Annotated in this window: 19 protein-coding genes; 2 read left to right on the top strand and 17 right to left on the bottom strand. The window is 65.4% G+C overall.

Going from position 1 to position 16,441, the window contains the following annotated elements; all coding sequences use genetic code 11:
• Nucleotides 1–134 precede the first annotated feature (134 nt).
• Nucleotides 135–890 carry a hypothetical protein gene (locus tag AACG61_RS18275; RefSeq protein WP_411839792.1) on the top strand — a complete coding sequence of 252 codons (756 nt, stop codon included), beginning with the start codon at nucleotides 135–137 and terminating at the stop codon, nucleotides 888–890.
• A gap of 21 nt (nucleotides 891–911) precedes the next feature.
• Here the strand turns inward: AACG61_RS18275 and AACG61_RS18270 are convergent, their stop codons facing one another.
• Entirely contained in the window at nucleotides 912–1,067 is a 156-nt protein-coding gene (locus AACG61_RS18270) for a hypothetical protein (protein WP_411839791.1), read from the bottom strand.
• A 217-nt stretch (nucleotides 1,068–1,284) separates the two neighbouring features.
• The gene (locus AACG61_RS18265) at nucleotides 1,285–2,133 is read right to left on the bottom strand and encodes a hypothetical protein (protein ID WP_411839790.1); all 849 of its coding nucleotides are present in this window, start codon (nucleotides 2,131–2,133) and stop codon (nucleotides 1,285–1,287) included.
• 252 nt (nucleotides 2,134–2,385) lie between these two features.
• On the opposite strand from AACG61_RS18265, the gene AACG61_RS18260 reads away from it, so the two are divergent.
• A complete protein-coding gene (locus tag AACG61_RS18260; RefSeq protein WP_411839789.1) occupies nucleotides 2,386–3,963 on the top strand; it encodes a Fic family protein in 1,578 nt (525 codons plus the stop codon).
• 126 nt (nucleotides 3,964–4,089) lie between these two features.
• Here AACG61_RS18260 and AACG61_RS18255 read toward each other — a convergent pair whose 3' ends face one another.
• From AACG61_RS18255 to AACG61_RS18185, 15 genes are all read right to left on the bottom strand, one after another.
• A complete protein-coding gene (locus AACG61_RS18255) occupies nucleotides 4,090–5,613 on the bottom strand; it encodes a hypothetical protein (RefSeq protein WP_411839788.1) in 1,524 nt (507 codons plus the stop codon).
• A gap of 110 nt (nucleotides 5,614–5,723) precedes the next feature.
• On the bottom strand, nucleotides 5,724–6,302 hold the full coding sequence (locus AACG61_RS18250; RefSeq protein WP_411839787.1) for a hypothetical protein: 579 nt from the start codon (nucleotides 6,300–6,302) through the stop codon (nucleotides 5,724–5,726).
• 5 nt (nucleotides 6,303–6,307) lie between these two features.
• Complete coding sequence (locus AACG61_RS18245; RefSeq protein ID WP_411839786.1) at nucleotides 6,308–6,667, bottom strand: hypothetical protein; 360 nt, start codon at nucleotides 6,665–6,667, stop codon at nucleotides 6,308–6,310.
• Nucleotides 6,668–6,717: 50 nt separating this feature from the next.
• Entirely contained in the window at nucleotides 6,718–7,188 is a 471-nt protein-coding gene (locus tag AACG61_RS18240; protein WP_411839785.1) for a hypothetical protein, read from the bottom strand.
• Between the two features lie 17 nt (nucleotides 7,189–7,205).
• Complete coding sequence (locus AACG61_RS18235) at nucleotides 7,206–8,513, bottom strand: replication-associated recombination protein A (RefSeq protein ID WP_411840129.1); 1,308 nt, start codon at nucleotides 8,511–8,513, stop codon at nucleotides 7,206–7,208.
• Entirely contained in the window at nucleotides 8,510–9,139 is a 630-nt protein-coding gene (gene pncA / locus AACG61_RS18230) for a bifunctional nicotinamidase/pyrazinamidase (protein ID WP_411839784.1), read from the bottom strand. Before pncA ends, AACG61_RS18235 begins: the two co-directional genes overlap by 4 nt.
• On the bottom strand, nucleotides 9,139–9,450 hold the full coding sequence (locus tag AACG61_RS18225; protein WP_411839783.1) for a hypothetical protein: 312 nt from the start codon (nucleotides 9,448–9,450) through the stop codon (nucleotides 9,139–9,141). The genes pncA and AACG61_RS18225 overlap by 1 nt, the downstream gene beginning before the upstream one ends.
• A 13-nt stretch (nucleotides 9,451–9,463) precedes the next feature.
• Complete coding sequence (locus AACG61_RS18220; protein ID WP_411839782.1) at nucleotides 9,464–9,658, bottom strand: hypothetical protein; 195 nt, start codon at nucleotides 9,656–9,658, stop codon at nucleotides 9,464–9,466.
• A 3-nt stretch (nucleotides 9,659–9,661) separates the two neighbouring features.
• Entirely contained in the window at nucleotides 9,662–10,447 is a 786-nt protein-coding gene (locus AACG61_RS18215; protein WP_411839781.1) for a hypothetical protein, read from the bottom strand.
• Nucleotides 10,448–10,449: 2 nt separating this feature from the next.
• A complete protein-coding gene (locus tag AACG61_RS18210) occupies nucleotides 10,450–11,052 on the bottom strand; it encodes a hypothetical protein (protein WP_411839780.1) in 603 nt (200 codons plus the stop codon).
• 122 nt (nucleotides 11,053–11,174) lie between these two features.
• On the bottom strand, nucleotides 11,175–12,530 hold the full coding sequence (locus AACG61_RS18205; RefSeq protein ID WP_411839779.1) for a nicotinate phosphoribosyltransferase: 1,356 nt from the start codon (nucleotides 12,528–12,530) through the stop codon (nucleotides 11,175–11,177).
• 64 nt (nucleotides 12,531–12,594) lie between these two features.
• Nucleotides 12,595–13,374, bottom strand: coding sequence for a DUF1963 domain-containing protein (locus AACG61_RS18200; protein ID WP_411839778.1), 780 nt, complete (start codon nucleotides 13,372–13,374; stop codon nucleotides 12,595–12,597).
• Between the two features lie 49 nt (nucleotides 13,375–13,423).
• On the bottom strand, nucleotides 13,424–15,208 hold the full coding sequence (locus AACG61_RS18195) for an NAD+ synthase (protein WP_411839777.1): 1,785 nt from the start codon (nucleotides 15,206–15,208) through the stop codon (nucleotides 13,424–13,426).
• Nucleotides 15,209–15,585: 377 nt separating this feature from the next.
• Nucleotides 15,586–15,984, bottom strand: a complete 399-nt coding sequence (locus tag AACG61_RS18190; protein WP_411839776.1) for a hypothetical protein — start codon at nucleotides 15,982–15,984, stop codon at nucleotides 15,586–15,588.
• 74 nt (nucleotides 15,985–16,058) lie between these two features.
• On the bottom strand, nucleotides 16,059–16,439 hold the full coding sequence (locus AACG61_RS18185) for a hypothetical protein (protein WP_411839775.1): 381 nt from the start codon (nucleotides 16,437–16,439) through the stop codon (nucleotides 16,059–16,061).
• Between the last annotated feature and the right edge of the window lie 2 nt (nucleotides 16,440–16,441).

Raw genomic sequence — 16,441 nt, 5'->3', positions numbered from 1 at the left:
CGCACACCCTATCCCTATTGCTCGCGGCCCTCAACGCCCGGAAGATGTTTTCCATTTCATTTATTCGCACATTCCATTGCGGGTTTGGTGGCACTCTGCTATTATATTCGAAATACTATTTCAGGGACGACGCCATGCGCAAGAACACCGAAGGCCAGATCCGCATCGCCTCGAGCAGGACGGGTTCAGCGAAGAAGTTCGACGAGTGGCCGGTCCGGTTGCCCGGCGGCGACGACGCGCGCTTTCTGGTCGAGTATCAGGCGCACGAAAACGGCCTCCTGTTCACGGCGACATCCCAGCATCCCTGGTTCAAGGACGTGATCATGGGGTCGGGCGACCCGAACCGGCTGAAGGCCGACATCGAGGCGCTGGTGCGCGACCGTATCGAGCGCGACCGCGAAGGCGAATGGGCGGCCGGCACGAAGGTCAGCATCCGCACGGAGCGCCGCCGTGACACCGACTACCTGCGGGGCTCCCTGGAGTTCCGGATCGACATCGAGGAGGTCGAGTTCATGCCGGGGGCGCTGGTGGGCAACCGCGGCCAGACTCCGATCCGTTCCGAGTTCCGCCAGGAGGTGATCTTCCAGCGCGGGCCGGAGGATGTCTTCACGAACGCGCTCGACGATTATCGGAAACAAGGCCTCAGTGGATCCATCCTGGATCCGGAATCTGCCAAATACTGGAACGATCCGATCCGGAACGAGTGCGAGAAGCCCATGACCCGGGTCATCGCACCGGGCGACGGCGCGGAGGTCGGTGTCCTCGTGGATACGGTCGAGCGGTTCCTGCGCGCCTTCGGCGCACGGATGGCGCCGGGCCGGCGCGCGATCGAGGGAACGCCCGCGCCGGAGGAACTGGTTCAGCTGATGAAGGACAGCATGCCGGAATGACCGGTCTCCGCGCGCCCCGGGTCAGGCCGAGACGGCTTCGCTTTCATTCTGCTCACGACGGATCCGCATGTCCTCCTGCAGGGCGACGCGCGTCATGCGGCTGGCGATGCTTTGCCTCGGGTCCTTCTGAAAGGCCTCGAGGATTTCAATCATGCGCTCGTCGTCGATGATGGTCATGCGTCAGCTCGGCCTCAATTGGTTTTTCATTGCCCTTCAGCGGGAGGGGCCGACCTAGAATGCATGGGCTATGGGGTCCACCATCAGGACAGCCGCAGGTTGAGGGAAGTTGCATTTTTGCACCATGTGCAAATTCTCGGATGCAACCGGGAACCGCCCCGCGCCCCGTGGAACCGGGTCCCGCTTCCACCTGGCGGTCGATGCGACGCGCCCTGCCTCAGAAGGCCGGGCCGTCCATCTCCGGCGCCGATACTCCCGCGGACCGCCAAGTCTCAAGCTCGAACCCGAAATCGTTCGCGCCGGCGGCATCGTTCGCGCCGTAGTTCAGCTCGAAGATCGCGTCACCGACCCCTTCGGGGACATAGTCGGAATCCCTCCCGCTTTCGCGCCCCGCCATGGCCGCGGTGAGCTGCATCAGCACCGGATCGGTCACCTGGCCCGACAGGGTGATGGTGACCTGGCGGAAATCGGTCGCAATGCCGATCTCCTCGAGCGTGAAGCCGGTCTCCTCGTCGGTGAATGGATAGAACATCTTGCGGAGATCTTCGCCGTTCAGCTCGTCCAGGTGCTTCTCGAAGGCCTCGAAGATGTGGGCGCGATCGAAGATGCGTGCGGTGATCTCGCAGCTGGCCGGGCCGGCCTCGAAGCCGGGCTTCACCAGGCCTGCCGGGATCCCGAAATCGTCCAGGAGCCACTCCGCCTTGCGGATCTCGCCGGGCTCCAGGCCGGCCGGGATGACCGGAACCTCGGGCAGCTCGCCCGCCGGATAGTAGATCTCGAGGGTGCCGTTGCGCAGGATCCGCGCCAGCGCGATGCCGGGCGCCTCGGTCTCCGCGTCGAAGGCGTCATCGTCGACGAACTCCTTGACGGAGAGCATGTCGATCCAGCCCCGGGCGTCCGTTTTGGCCGCGGTGAGCGTCTCATGGGCGTTGTAGACGTCCGACCACAGCGCGGCGCTGGGGGAGGAATGATGCTCCAGGATCTCGACATCCGGCGCGACGTAGAGCTTGCGCCCGTTCTCGGGGTCGGTCAGCACGTAGCGGATGACGGCATCATCGGTCTTCATCTGGCATCTCCTCGGATCGGTTGCCGCCACTCTACAAGACCTGCAAGAAAATCTGAGCCTGCGACATGTCCTCCGGACCGGGTTTTTTCGCATATACGGATCCAGACCAGCCATCCGATTGCCATATACCCGCAATCTCTTAAATCCGTATTCTGGACAAATAACCCATCTTAACCTGATATACTGGACGAAAAGCGAGATCGGGTGTAGGTTAAGGTCGGAATTCGGACATCTGCCGTCAGGGAGCGTCACATGGGCAGGCTCATCTTCGATCACGATCGGACCGAGGCATCCTCCCGTCAGCTTCGACGGAGGGCGGGACGTGGTGAGCTGGTTCGTCTCCACGCAGGCGTCTTCCTGGAGCCGAGCCTGGAGGCGCCAAACCTGACCGTGCGAAGGAACTGGGCGCAGATCGTATCCTACCTCTACCCGGATGCCGTCATCACGGATCGCACGGCGGTGGAGGCGGGCCCGACCAGAAACGGGGATGAGGACGGCCCCGGATATGTGTTCATTTCCCGGCCCGGATCAAGATCGACGTTGGAGCTACCCGGTCTGGTCATCTCGGCAAGGAAAGGTGCGGGCCACGAAGCCACTTCCGACATGCCATATCTCGGGACCTGGATGGCCGGTCAGGTGCGTCAGTTCCTCGACAACATCAGGCCGTCGAGAAGTCGCAAGGAACCTGCCCGGACCATAGGACCGGCCGGTGTCGAGCGGATGCTCGACCGGATCTGCAGAACCTATGGCGAAAAGCGGCTCGAGGAAATTCGTCGCGAGGCCCACGCCCTTGCCGGGAAGATCGGACGCCAGGACGAGTTCAAGGACCTGGACGCGCTGATCGGCGGACTGCTGTCGACGCGGAGCCACAAAATGGAGACGCAGAGCGGCCGCGCCCGCTCCGAAGGCCGCCCCTTCGATCCTGACACAATGTCTCGCCTGCTGCTGGTCCTGAACCGGATCCAGGGCAATCCTCTCGCGATGGTGCCGGACCCGAACACGACGAGTGATCGCCGCGCCACATCGAGCTTCATCGAGGCCTATTTCTCGAACTTCATCGAAGGCACGGAATTCGCCGTTCGGGAGGCGGAGAATATCGTCTTTACGGGCCGTGTCCCGGAGAAGCGACCGGCAGACGGACACGACGTCCTGGGCACCTACATGAAGCTCATGGAGCCCGGCAGCGCCAGGCTGAACGAACTGAGCCCTGAAGCCGCGATCGAGAAGCTCCGAGGCGACCACGCCGACATCATGCGCTACCGGCCCGGCATCTCTCCGGGCCGGTTCAAGACCATGCACAACCGCGCCGGCGACACGTCCTTCGTCAGTCCTGACCTGGTCCAAGGCACCCTGCTCTCGGGCTTCGACATGATCCGGTCGGTCGATGATCCCTTCGCCAGGGCACTGATGGCGCATTACCTGATCTCGGAGGTCCATCCCTTCAACGACGGAAATGGCCGCATGAGCCGGATCGTCATGTCGCGGGAGCTCATCTCCTGCGGGCTCTGTCACATTCCGGTCCCACGTGTCTTCCGCAACGACTATCTGGACTCGCTGCGCGCCCTGACCCGCCGGAACGATCCGGACATCTTCGTGCGTTCGATGCACAGATGCCAGACGATCGCCGCAAGCTGCTCCACGGATGGCAGGCAGGCAACGGTCGAGAACTGGGCACGGACCTATGCCTTCGTGGAGGAGGGTCGATATGCCCGCTTCGAACCGCTGAATGACGGCCTTGAGGTCGAATGGCAGGACGACATGCCGGCACCTGCGAGTTACTGGCGGGCCATCGAGCAGGACAGGAATGGCGGCCTGAGCTTCGGTCGGTAGAACCTTAATGCAGGATTCTGGACACTGAACATGTCCTAAACATGAATTCTGGACAGAACCCCGACCCCAGAGCCGCTTAAACCGCGAAAGCGGACACCTCCCCCATTGGCAGGGGGAGGAGCTTGCCTAACCCCGCAGGACGTCGACGACCGAGCCGCCCCAGCCGATGTTGCGGATGTCCGCGGCCCAGCGGTTGGAAACCGCCCGGTAGGCGATGGCGGTCGGGTTCTCCGCGCAGCGCTCGAGGTGATCCTCAAGCCACTCCGGATCCCGGGCGCGCTCACGCATCAGCATCAGGCAACGGAACCTGGCCACCCTGTCCAGAGAGCTCACCTTGCCGGCGTGCCTGATGTGGATTTCCTGGACCTCGCGCGACTCGCCGACCGAGAGCAGATACTGGTCGTTCTCCTCGCCCGCCGCGCGGAGACCGAAGGTCAGCACGTCCGGCCTGTTGTCTGCGCTGTGCATCCTGCCGCAGATATCCGCATAGCCCGGACCGGTCCGGATCTGGCGGATCTCCGCGCCGTAGTTTGCGGCCAATGCCCGAAACTCCGACAGCTCGAACGCGGGCAGTTCGCCGGGAATGGCCCTCATTCCGGCCAGATGGATCCGGTTGCTTTCGTCCCGGCTCTGCAGGCGGAACTGACGATCCTGCACGAGCTTCGCAAGGGGCTCTGCGGCCCCGGAACGCACCGCAGCAAGCAGGTGGTCGGTCAGGCCCATGGCCCTGTCGGAAATGCCCATTTCCTCCTGGAGAAAGTCGAGCTCGACGAAGAGACGGGCGAGGTCACGTTTCGGGACCATGAACCCCCTGGTCATCAGCAAGGCAGGCGGGATCCCGGCATAGAGTGCCGCACCGACCAGATCATGCACTTCCGGCGTGTCGCGGAGCAGGTCGCTCTCAAGCCCCTCCAGCAGGACCGGTGCGATGCGCAGGCCGCCGGTGAAGGCCGGCTGCCTGCGGATGCGATCCAGAACGCCGGAACGGATCCCCAGCACGTTGTTCAGGACCCGCTGCAGGCGCTCGCGGGCATCGATCGTCCTCGTGAGCGTGTCTCGCGACCGTTCGTCGAAGAGGGCCAGGAACGGGTAGGATTCCTCTGCCTGGCGACGGAGCACTTCGCGATCGAGGCATTCATCGGAGCGGAGCTCCTCCAGGATGCGCGCGACATTGGCGGCTGTCGCGCGCGGCGCCATATCGGACAGGCCGGCCCGCCAGTTCCCGACGCCGCGGTGATGCAGGCAACTGACCGTCTCGTAGGTCTTGAACCGCTCCTCGAGCGCATTGCGGAGATTCCAGAAGGTCTCGCTGTCCCTCAGCGCCGCCTTGGGGCCGACATAGGACATCTCTTCCGTCATGTGGAAGAGGTCCGCCACATAGGACACCGCCTCACGATCCCCTTCCGGAACCCGGAAGTGGATGATGCGGCCCTCGGGCTCGCGCTGAATCCAGAGCCCGCCGTCGCGGCCCCAGGTGGCCTGGTTGTCCTCGAGGCGCAGCGTAAGGTCCACGGCAGCCATGTGCCATCCGTGAATGGCGGCCCATTCACGATCCATCAGCATGATCGGATAGCGGATCATGGGGTCGTTTGCGGATTTGATCAAGGAAAGGTATTCCGGCCCGTTGGCCGGGAGGGTCACGTCGCTCATGGCGAGAACTCCGAAGAGGGTGGGGATCAGCCTCCCTTTCGGGGATGCCTATGCGAAATATAGCAGATCGAGTGCCGATTGGAAGAGGCTCATCTGGGCCGGCGCCGCATTTAACAGGGCGATGGCCCCGGCCCAACGTCCGGCTCCACCAGCTCCGCGACGATCCGCTCGCAGTTCCAGGCACATCCGGACATCAGATCCCAGTCCCGGTCCAGCCATTCCATGAAGGGACGGTCGCCGCGCTCCTGTCCGACCGGCATCCGGATCTCGACGCCGTCATATCCGGCCCGCGCCACCGCGGCCCAGTCCATCAGGAACGCGCGACCACGCCCCTTTCCATGCAGATCCCTGTCCTGGTCGGGATCGTAGCGGGTCGTATCCCCCTTCTGCCAGAAGAAGCCCTTGGCCGCGTGCGGCATGGGTCGTCCGAATTCGCGCGAGGCGCCGAGAACCGCCTCGAAGTCGTCGATCACCAGAAGACGCATGTCCTCCGGCAAGGCCAGCCTGTAGTCGAACTCTCCAACATCGCGGCCCATGAGCGCGATCGTCGGGGCACGCTCGACAAGCTCGCGCCAGGCCGCCCCATCCGACCACCACAGCCCCGCGGGCTTGCGGGACCAGGCCAGGTGCTGCGAGACATTGCGAAGAGTGGGCGGGAGCGGCCGCGCGGCATTGTGGGTCCGGTCCATGCTGATCACGGCTCCAGGCCTCCCGACGGATACGCCTCGTATTCGATATCCTCGATGCCGACCTCGCGCTCGTAGGTCCAATCCTTCTCTTGCGCATCCGCGTCGAGATAGGGCGGCTGGCCAGGCATGAAGCGCACGAAGCCGGTCGAGCCGGCCCCCTCCGCCCAGTCCACCCCGATCTCGGCGGTCACGATGCCCTCGGTCAGCCGGATGCCGGCCTCACGGATCTCGGCGGGCAGTTCGTTCATGGGCTGGAGCTGCGTGCCGTCACTGTCGCCATCGAAACTGAATTCGACATAGGTCCGGCCTGAACGGGCCAGCCACTCCTGGATCTGCCGGTGATCCGCCTCGGGTGTGTTCGCCATCAGAAGCCCTCCATTGCATCCCCGAAGCATCAGGATTTACGTCGAAAGAATCAATCATTTTTCGCGTATGTATCGGGAGTGCATTCCGGGACCCCCATCGCGATCAGCTCCGCGCCTCGGATCTCGTCGAAGCCTTCGACGCGATATCGGCCCTCCGCCATGAACCAGCTGCGCAGCGGCTCCGGGTAGGAGCGTGCCATGATCCCGGAGACGGTGTTGAAGGCCGGCCCCTTCACGGGCCGTCCATCGACGCTCGGGCCGTGGAAGCGCATCTCGACCTGCGGGGCGACGCAGGTGTCCGGCAGCGCCAGATACATGGTGCAGGCTGAGGCGCAGGTGCCGCGGATCTCGACCTTCCGACCCTCGGCCCGAAGGCTCTCGATCTCCCGGAACCGGAGGCCGATGTTCCCGCCGAAATCCCTGGCGACGATGAGCCGGTCGTCGATCCTCCGGTGATCCGGTGCATGGCTTTCCTGGCCGGCGCAGCCGGCCAGGATGGACAGGACGCAGAACAAGGGCACCGGACACCGCATGGGGTTCAGCCCCGCTGCGTGGAGGGCACGGCCTGGCCGGTGATATCCTCCCAGTATCCGTCCGCCCTGCCCTCGAAGGTCGACCCGGACCGGGCATCGCTCTGGTAGAAGGCGCCGCGCCGGATGCCGGGCGCATAGTCCTGCTCGACCCAGCCGCGCGGGTCCGCATGCGGGGAGCGGTAGCCTTCAGCGCCGAGGGCGGCCGCGCCCTTGTAGTGGGTGTCGCGCAGATGGGGCGGCACCGCGATGGCCGGCTGCGACCGGACATGGGCCAGCGCCGCCTGGATTCCCCGGATGGAAGAGTTCGACTTCGGCGCCCGGGCGACATGGAGCGCGGCATGCGCCAGGATGATCTGGGCCTCCGGATAGCCGATCTTCTCCACGGCATGGAGCGCGGCCACCGCGGTCTGCAGGGCGGTGTTGTCCGCGAGCCCCACATCCTCGGAGGCATGGATCATGATGCGGCGCGCGATGTAGCGAGGATCCTCTCCGGCATGGATGAGGCGTGCCAGCCAGTAGAGCGTCGCATCCGCATCCGAGCCCCGCATCGATTTCACGAAGGCGCTCACCTGGTCGTAATGCGCGTCGCCCGAGCGGTCATGGTTCACGGGCGCGGCCGCGAAGACCTCATCGATCATCGCGTCGGTCACATCGAAATCCGTGTCCGGATGACCCACGACCAGGCTCTCGAGCGCGGTCAGCGCACGGCGCGCGTCGCCGCCCGCCCGTCCCGCGATCACCCGCATCTGGTCCGGACCGATCCGGAAGCGGATGCCCAGCCCGCCCAGCGCCTGTCGGGCCCGGTTCAAGAGCCGGACCATGTCCTCGATGGAAATCGGCTGCAGCTGCAGGATCGTGGAGCGCGAGACCAGCGCGGGCGGCAGGGTGTGGTAGGGGTTGCCGGTCGTGGCGCCTACGAAATCCGCGGTGCCCTCCTCGCAGATCGACAGCAGATCGTCGGCCTGGGTGGAGGAGAAGCGGTGAACCTCGTCGACGAAGATGAGCAGGGGCTTCATGCGGGCCTCGTCGGCCAGCTTGCGGAGATCAGCGACCCCGGCGCGCGTTGCGTTGAGCGCGCGGAACTCCTTGCCCAGCCCGTCCCCGATCGCGCGTGCGATCGAGGTCTTCCCGATCCCGGGCGGCCCGTAGAGGATCAGGCTGCCGAGCCGCCCGGCCGCGATGCGGCGCCGCAGGAGCGTGCCCTGCCCGGTGATGTGCTCCTGGCCGATCACCTCGTCCAGGGAGGCCGGCCGCATGGCGGCGGCCAGCGGCTTCGGGGCATCGGGCGCGACCGTGTCGAAGAGATCCATCAGCCGACCTGGCCGGTATCGACGGACCCGATCAGCCGGATGCCGGCCTCCCGCATCGCGTCCAGCTGCTCCTGGACGCTTCCATGCGCGATGCCGCGGCAGCCCTCGAGATCCACATTCACCGCGAAGCCCAGCCCCACCGCGTCGATCGCCGAGAAGGCCACGCAGTAGTCCAGCGCCAGGCCGGAAAAGGTCAGATCCCGGATGCCGCGCTCGCGCAGCCAGCCGGCCAGTCCGGTCGTGGTGACCCGGTCATTCTCGACGAAGGCCGAATAGCTGTCGATCGCCGGGTTCATCCCCTTGCGGATGATCAGGGAGGCCTTGTCGGCGACATGGGCCGGCAGGGCCAGCCCGGCACCCGGCGTCCCCTGGACGCAGTGGTCCGGCCAGAGCACCTGGGTGCCATAGGCCATCTCGGTCGTGGAGAACGGCGCGGCCCCATAGCTCGAGGCGAAGGATCCGTGCCCGGCCGGGTGCCAGTCCTGGGTCAGGACGATCGTGTCGAATTCGGCGGCCAGCGCCTCGACGCGCGGCAGGATCTCGTCGCCCGAGGGCACCGCGAGTGCGCCTCCGGGCAGGAAGTCCGGCTGGATGTCGATCAGGATCAGCGCCTTGTTGCGGTTTTCCATCACGCAGCGCCCTCCCTCTTGCCCAGGGTTCCGGCATCGATCTTCTTCTGTGCCGCGTTCATCCTCGCGCAGTAGTCCCGGGCTGCCTGGTAGACCTGGGCGCTGTCGGCGACATCGCCGCGAACCCGATAGACGACCTTTCCCTTCTTCAGCCCCTTGCCCGCGCCGTCGCGGCCGCGGCGGGTCCACCTGAAACAACCGAGCGTGAAAGTCGCCTGCCCGGCATAGTTGCCGAAGGTCTTCCCTTCCTCGGGCGCGCAGCTGCCGTGAAAGTCCCATTCGCCCTCGTAGGCATCGTCCGGATTCTTCATGGGTGTGCCTCTCTCAATAGATGTTGGTGGCAATGTATGCCAGTTCGTCGATGATCTCCCGCAGCCGGGCCGGATCATCCTCCCGCTGCGCGCAGGCCTTGAGCTCCTCGACCTCGCGGTCGCGCCGCGTGGCGGCGGTGCCGTGGACCGCGCAGTCGGGATCCTCGGCGATGAAGGGGCCGCCGACCAGGTGACATTGGCAGCTCATCGTTCAGTCCCCCATGCTCTTTGCATTCTCGCCCTCTGCGCGCGGCCGCCACTTGCCGTCGTCGCGCAGGATGAGGGTGTTTCCATCCGGACCGATCAGCTTCGTGCCAACCGGATACTGGCCGTCCCGAGGCAGGAACCATCCGTCCTCCTCGTCGAAGATCCGCTCGACCGCGGTCCGCAGATGCGGCGGATACTCCCACTCGTAGAAGTTCCAGAGCTTGGCCGGGACCAGCGACTTCCAGGCCGGATCGCGCTGCTCGATCAGGGTGCGCACCTGGCTTGCGGACAGATCCGGCGTGGCCTCGCGATCCAGGATGTGGATGCGGCGGCCGGTCCTCGGGTTCTCCCAGACATCGAAGGCGCCGCGCCGAAAGCTGGGCGCGCCCTTCAACGAGGCGAAGTGGTGCTCATACCAGCGCGCCTCGACCTTCGAGCCGGCATAGAGGTCGGTCGGTGCGGGCAGCTGGTTGCGCTCGATGCGGTCGAGCACGTAGTCGGCCCAGTCCGTCAGCCGGTCCGACGCGCCGATGTCCTGCAGCTCGATGATGCGGAACGCCCCGCCCCAGAGCCCCTGGAGCGCGCGGCGCTTCTGGTCCGGGGTGAACGGATTGCCGAACATCCCGGATTTCTCCGAGCTTCCGAAGCCCATGATGTTGCGGCCGTTATCCGCCAGCATCTGCGCGTGCAGCGCGACATGGCCCAGGTGGATGCCCTGCCCGCGCGTGACCATCAGGCCCACATTGTCGTTGCCGATACGGGGATCCGCGGCGAGTTCCTTGCGTGCCATGATCAGACCTCCGGTCCGGGTGCGGCCGTCTGGCAGGAGCGCACCCATTTGTCGAGTTTGGGACGGGCCATGTCGATCAGCTCGTCATCGGTGATGCCGGGGCGCTCGCCCGCGATCAGCGCCAGGCAGGTGCAGAGCACGTTCGCGCCGATCTCGCGGCGCCACAGCCGCTCGCGGTAATGCTGGTCCTCCGGCCCGTCGTGGAGATCGGCAACCAGGGACATGACGTCCAGCAGGCGTGACTGGCGGTGCATCAGCGTGGTGTTTTCACGAACCCCCCAGGCAAGCGCGATGAAGGTGAAGGGCTTGTCGTGGTTCGCCTTGTGGGTGGTCCGCGCGGCGACCAGCGCCGCATCGCAGATGTCGGGATCATGGGCGCGCAGGTAGTCGACCAGGCAGAGGATCAGGTCCATCGCCTCACCGGCCACGCCATCCGCGCCCACCGTCTTGCCCGGCGCCTTGCCGCTGGCGATCTGGATCTCGGTGGCCAGCTCGCCCAGCTCCGTGACGGCATGGAGCATGATGTCGTCGCGGCTGCGGTCGTTGTCGACCAGGGCGCAGGCGGCCAGAATCTCGGAAATCAGGGTGGGTTTCGGATCGGACATCCGGGGTCTCCTTCTCTTCCATCCCCGCGGGACGAAGTCTGGCTGTGAGCGGCGCGACCCGATACGGGCCCGCCTTGGATGAAAATATGCGAATAACGGACAGTGCGCAAGAAGAATTGCCTTCACACGGTTACCGGAATGTTCGCCACCCCCTCGGTGCCGAAGATGTCCCGGTAGAGCGCGATCGCATTCGGCTCCCCGGTGGCCTTCTCGTAACTGTCCGAGAGCTTCACCGCCGAAACCGCGCCATCCCGCGTCATGATCTCAGTGACCTTGCATACGACCGAGATCGGGTCGAGCGCCGTGCCGCCGCGCGGGTCGCAGCCGCGGAAGTCGTTGGTGGCCAGCGTGCCCCACCCGTAGGCATCCATGCAGCGGTCTCCGAACCGGGCGTGCAGGTCGATCATGCCGTCCACGTCGAGACCGTCAGAGAACAGCATCAGCTTGCCCTTGGGATCCTCGCCGATGCCCTGCCAGAAACGGATGATCTCCTCCGCACCGATGGCGGGATCCTTGCTGTCCAGGCGGAAGCCGCGCCAGTCCGCGATCGCCGGGAAATGTTCAGGGGCGTTCTTCAGGAACTGCGTCGTGCCGAATGTGTCGGGCAGCGCCACCAGCAGATTGCCCCGGAAGGTCTGCTGCCACCGCTCCAGCACATCATACTGGCTGCGGAAGATGTTCTCCGCCAGCGTGCCCTCACCGTTCATGGCACGGATGCGGGCGAGGCCGGATGCCACCATCGGCAGTTCGTGCGCGTTGGTCCCGACGGCCTCGATGCCCAGGCGCATGGCCTGCAGGGCGTTCGAGGTTCCGGCGAAGTTGCCCCCCAGTTCCTCACCCATGGCCTCGATGACGAACTCCTGCCACAGGAAGCCGTGGCGGCGACGGGTCCCGAATTCGGAGATCCGCGGCACGCCGGCATCGCGGAGCGCCTTCAGCTTTCCGACCAGCTTGGAGGTGGCGTTGGCATAGAGCACGCGGAGCTGGTATTTGCTCATGTCGCGCATCCCGGCGCGGGCGCGCGCCTCGTTCACGATGGCCAGCCCGTAGATCTCCCAGAACTTCACCTCGCCCCAGCGCCCCGAGAAGGAGAGCCGGAACTCGCCGGTCTCGTCGCGGGTCAGGCTGTAATCCGGCAGGCGGAAGTCGCGCAGCTCCGCGATGAACTCGGGCGAGAAGATCCCGACCTGCCCATAGAAGCTCGCGCCGGCCAGCCAGATCAGTTCGGTGTTGGTGAAACGCAGCGAGCGCACGTGATCGAGCTGGGCGCGCAGATCCTCCTCTCGGATGATGTCCGCCAGGCGGACGCCCTTCGAGCGGATCTTCAAGGTGAAGGTCACATGCACGTCGGGGTGCCATTTCTGGACATAGGCCGCCATCAGCAGCTTGTAGAAGTCCGTGTCCAGGAGGGACCGCACATAGGGGTCGATGGCGTAATTGTGGTCGTGGACTCGGCTGGCGAGATCGATACCGGGCATCGGATAGTTCCTGTCGTTTTTGAGTTTCTCCCGTCCCTGAATGGGGCGGGAGATGTGAGGCCGGTTACGAACAGGCCCAGCTGTGCGCGAATTCACCGGTGGCCGGAGAGAACCAGACATGTCCGAGACCGGTGCATGGATGTGTTTCACATTCCCCGACGAGATCGACGTTTCCAGCCTGCGGTCCTTCCTCGGCGTTGATCTGGAAGACGAGCACCATCGGATTTCCGTCGCGATCGGACGGGGTCTCGTTCCCCTGTGCCCAGGTGGGCCAGCCGCCGAGCTTGTCCGAGATGAAGTTGTGCCCCGGCGCCGGGATGGATTGTCGGATCACGTCCGCCTCGGGGATTTCCCCATTGGAAGTCATGGCCGTGCCGACCGTGAAGGAGATCAGATCCTCTGCCTCGAGATCCTCGAACTTGTCCTCATCCAGACCGGTCACGGATGCCAGATCCTCGCCAAACGGGTGATCGGCAACCTCGATCCAGCGGCTGACGACGCGGGCCGGCAGCATGTCCACGCCCAGGGGGTAAACGATGCCGCCGCGCGCCGTGGGATCCTGAAGCTGGATGACCGCATTCTTGCCGTCTTCATCCCAGTCACCGTCGTGGAAGAAGCTCAGCAGACCTTTCCGCGGCAGGCCGGGGATTTCCGGAATCGTCGACAGATCGATCTGCAGGACGAAGGGCAACTTCTCGCCATCGAACTGCGGCCAGGTCCGATTCAGCTCCATCCAGGGGGCGCCGAAGTAACGGGTCTCGGTCCCCAATTCCTCGATGTTCCGGATCTCCGGGACATAGGCCTTGCGGGCGTGCTCGCAGATGGTATCGATGATCTTGTTCATTCTGGTTATCCTCGGGTGCCCGGATTTTCCGCCGGGCGGGATTCTTGGTTCAGAGCGAGTAGCGGCCCGCGATCGGGTAGCGCCATCCGGCCCCGAAATCCGTCACGTTCAGCTTGACGCCCGGAGGGGCCTGGACGCGCTTGTATTGCGCGCCGCGCACCAGCCCTGCGATGCGGTCGACATATCCGGGCGCGTCATGGCCGCCGCTCTTGCGCTTCACGCAGTCCGGGCCGAAGAGGCGATCGACGTGGCGCGCGGCCGATGCCGGGTCCATACGGTCCTCGATCAGTGCCTTGAGCACCGCGTCGAGCAGCTCGTAGGTGCCGAGCGCCGCCTCGTCGGTCTGCCCCTCCGACAGCTCTGCGGTGGGCGGGCGGCTGATGATGGCCGCCGGGATCGGGTCCGCAGGGCCCATCAGCACCAGCGGCAGCATATCCTGACGGGTCCGGTTGCGCCAACGGGCCATCTCGAAGGCGTCACTCTTGTAGACCGACTTGAGCGGGTTGAAGCCGCCGACCATGTCGCCGTAAAGCGTGCAGTAGCCGACCGCCACCTCGGACTTGTTGCCGGTCGAGAGGACGATGCCGCCCAGGGCGTTCGAGAGCCCCATGAGGTGCAGGCCGCGCAGCCGGGCCTGGAAGTTCTCGCGTGTCACATTCATGGCCGGGGCCAGCCCCATCGCGGCACCAAGCCTCGACGCTGCCGCATCGATCTCGACATCGACCGGGATGTAGGCGCCGGCGATCGAGATGAGCTCCTTGTGGACGCCGAGGCGGGTCATCAGCTCGTCGGCCAGATCCAGGCTTTCGCGCCCGGTGTGCTCGCTCGGCATCATGACGCCCACGACCTTGTCGCGCCCGAGCGCGTCAACGGCCATGGCCAGCACAAGCGCGCTGTCGAGACCTCCGGAGACGCCCACGAAGACCCGTTCGGCGCCGGTCTTGCGGATGTAGTCGCGCAGCCCGAGGACGCATGCCAGGTAATCCGTGACGATCGGATCCTGCGGATAGGCCTGGTGGTCATCGAAGAATCCGACATTGTCCGCCTCGATGTGGACCAGCCCGTCCTCCCCTCGGACCAGGACGACGCTCATGCGGTCCGCAGCGAAGGCGTTGGCCTCCATGATGCCGGCCCTGCCCGATCCCGGCTCGACCCGGTTCATGGTGAAGCTGCCGCCGTCGAAGACCAGCTCGTCCTGGCCGCCGACCTGGTTGACGTAGATCAGCGGCAGACCGGTCTGAACGACCCGGGCCCGGGCGATGCGCTGTCGCAGCTTCCACTTGTCGCGCTGGTAGGGGGAGCCGTTCAGCACCACCAGGATATCGGCCATCTCGGCGGCCAGCGATGCGCTGACCTTGCCGTGCCACATGTCCTCGCAGATCTGGACGCCCAGGTTGAACCCGCGGAAGGCCAGCGGCTCATGGCGCTCGACGGCGGACATCGCGAAGGTGCGGCGCTCGTCGAAGACGTCCGTGTTCGGCAGCTCGGTCTTGTCGACGATGCGCACCGCGCCGGTGGGCTCGATCAGGTAGGCGGAGTTGTAGGGCAGGCCCGCACCGGTGCGGGGCGCGCCCAGCAGGATGGCCGGGCCATTGATGCGCATGACCTCGGTGCGGATCATCGCGATCGCCTCGTCGACCTCCCGCAGGAAGCCGGGGCGCAGGACCAGGTCGTTGACCGGATAGCCGGTCAGGAAGCACTCGCTGAAGACGATCAGGTCGGCCGCATCGGCAATGTCGTGGAGGCGGTCCAGAACCATTCCGGCATTTCCGGAAATGTCCCCGGTCATCGGGTTCCCCTGGACGAGGGTCAGGCGCAGACGGTCCGTGTTCATCTCAATCTCCCATTCCACCCGCTTCGGGCGAAGGATGCCTTCCGGTCGCGACCCTTGCAGGCCCGACATAGTTGCAATTTAGAACTTAGTCGGGCCGGCGTCAAGTGCCGCGGGAATGCGAAAGCATGGTTTATCTTCGGCCCTGGCCGCGGAGCCGCAAGTAGCCGGCAGCCATGGCCGGCGCGGTCACATGGGACGCAAACTGGAAGGGGCCGTTCATAAGGCACGCGACATTGGCCACCCGGAACACGTCCGGGTCGGACCCACGCCGACAGTCGCCGATCATCGCGAGCCATCCGGAGAGCCGGTCGGATCTCCGGGTGAGGATTGCTCCCAGACCAAGCCAGAGCACGAGGAGGCCGAAGACCGCCATCAGCTCACCGCCCTTCCGAGGCCAGGAGCCCCGCGGATGCCTCGATCTCGAGCAGCGCCGCGAGGCGCGCTGCTGCGATGTCGCGAAGCGCCATGGCCGCACCCGGCACGGCCCCGGTCCGGGCGACACGATCCGCCTCGGCCATGAACAGGGCTCCAGCGCGGACCAAGTCCATTCTGCGGCCCTTGGGCTTCCACCAGGTCGGGTGCCAGGGCCAGTCCAGCGGCGCGGGGCCGGTGCCGGTAAGACCGAACTCGGTATCGTGGAAGAGATAGCAGAGCCCGGCGCGCTCGAGTTCACCCATCACGTAGATGTCGTCGTTCTCGCTGGACCAGCGTTCATCTTCGACCTGACGTCGACGCTCGTTCGCAATCAACGCCTTCGCATTCTGATTTTCGCTCACGCTCTCATAATCCTTCTCGTTGATCCCGAAATGCAAGGGAAGGGATACCCCCCTCCCCCGTCGCCTGCGGGCCGTCAGTCTTGCTGCAATGGGAGCTCCGGCCGGATGCCGAGCTGGAGCACCTTCATCTCCCAGTCCGCCATGATGTCGGCCTTGGCCTCATCCAAGCTCCTCCGGACGGAACGCCCGATCCGGACCGTGTGGCGCTCCGCGATCTCGAAGGTCGGGATGAAGATGGGGGCCTCGGAGGCCTGCTCCTGTTCGCTGTCTTCATCAGCCTCGACATGCGCCGGAGGCGGCACCTCGATGAGCCAGCGCCAGGGTCCGCCGGTGGCGATCAGGACCACATCGCTGCGATGCATGCCGTTCCAGGCATTCCGGCTCGACTGATCGGGATCCGCGAAACGCAGCGGCTCCAGGGTGATGTGGCCACTGAGGCAGAGGGTGTCTGGCATGA

Origin of the sequence: Paracoccus sp. ME4 (assembly GCF_046736325.1) — a bacterium.
Taxonomy (GTDB): domain Bacteria; phylum Pseudomonadota; class Alphaproteobacteria; order Rhodobacterales; family Rhodobacteraceae; genus Paracoccus.
Note: the sequence above shows the minus strand (reverse complement) of the source record. Positions and strands in the feature narration are given on the sequence as shown.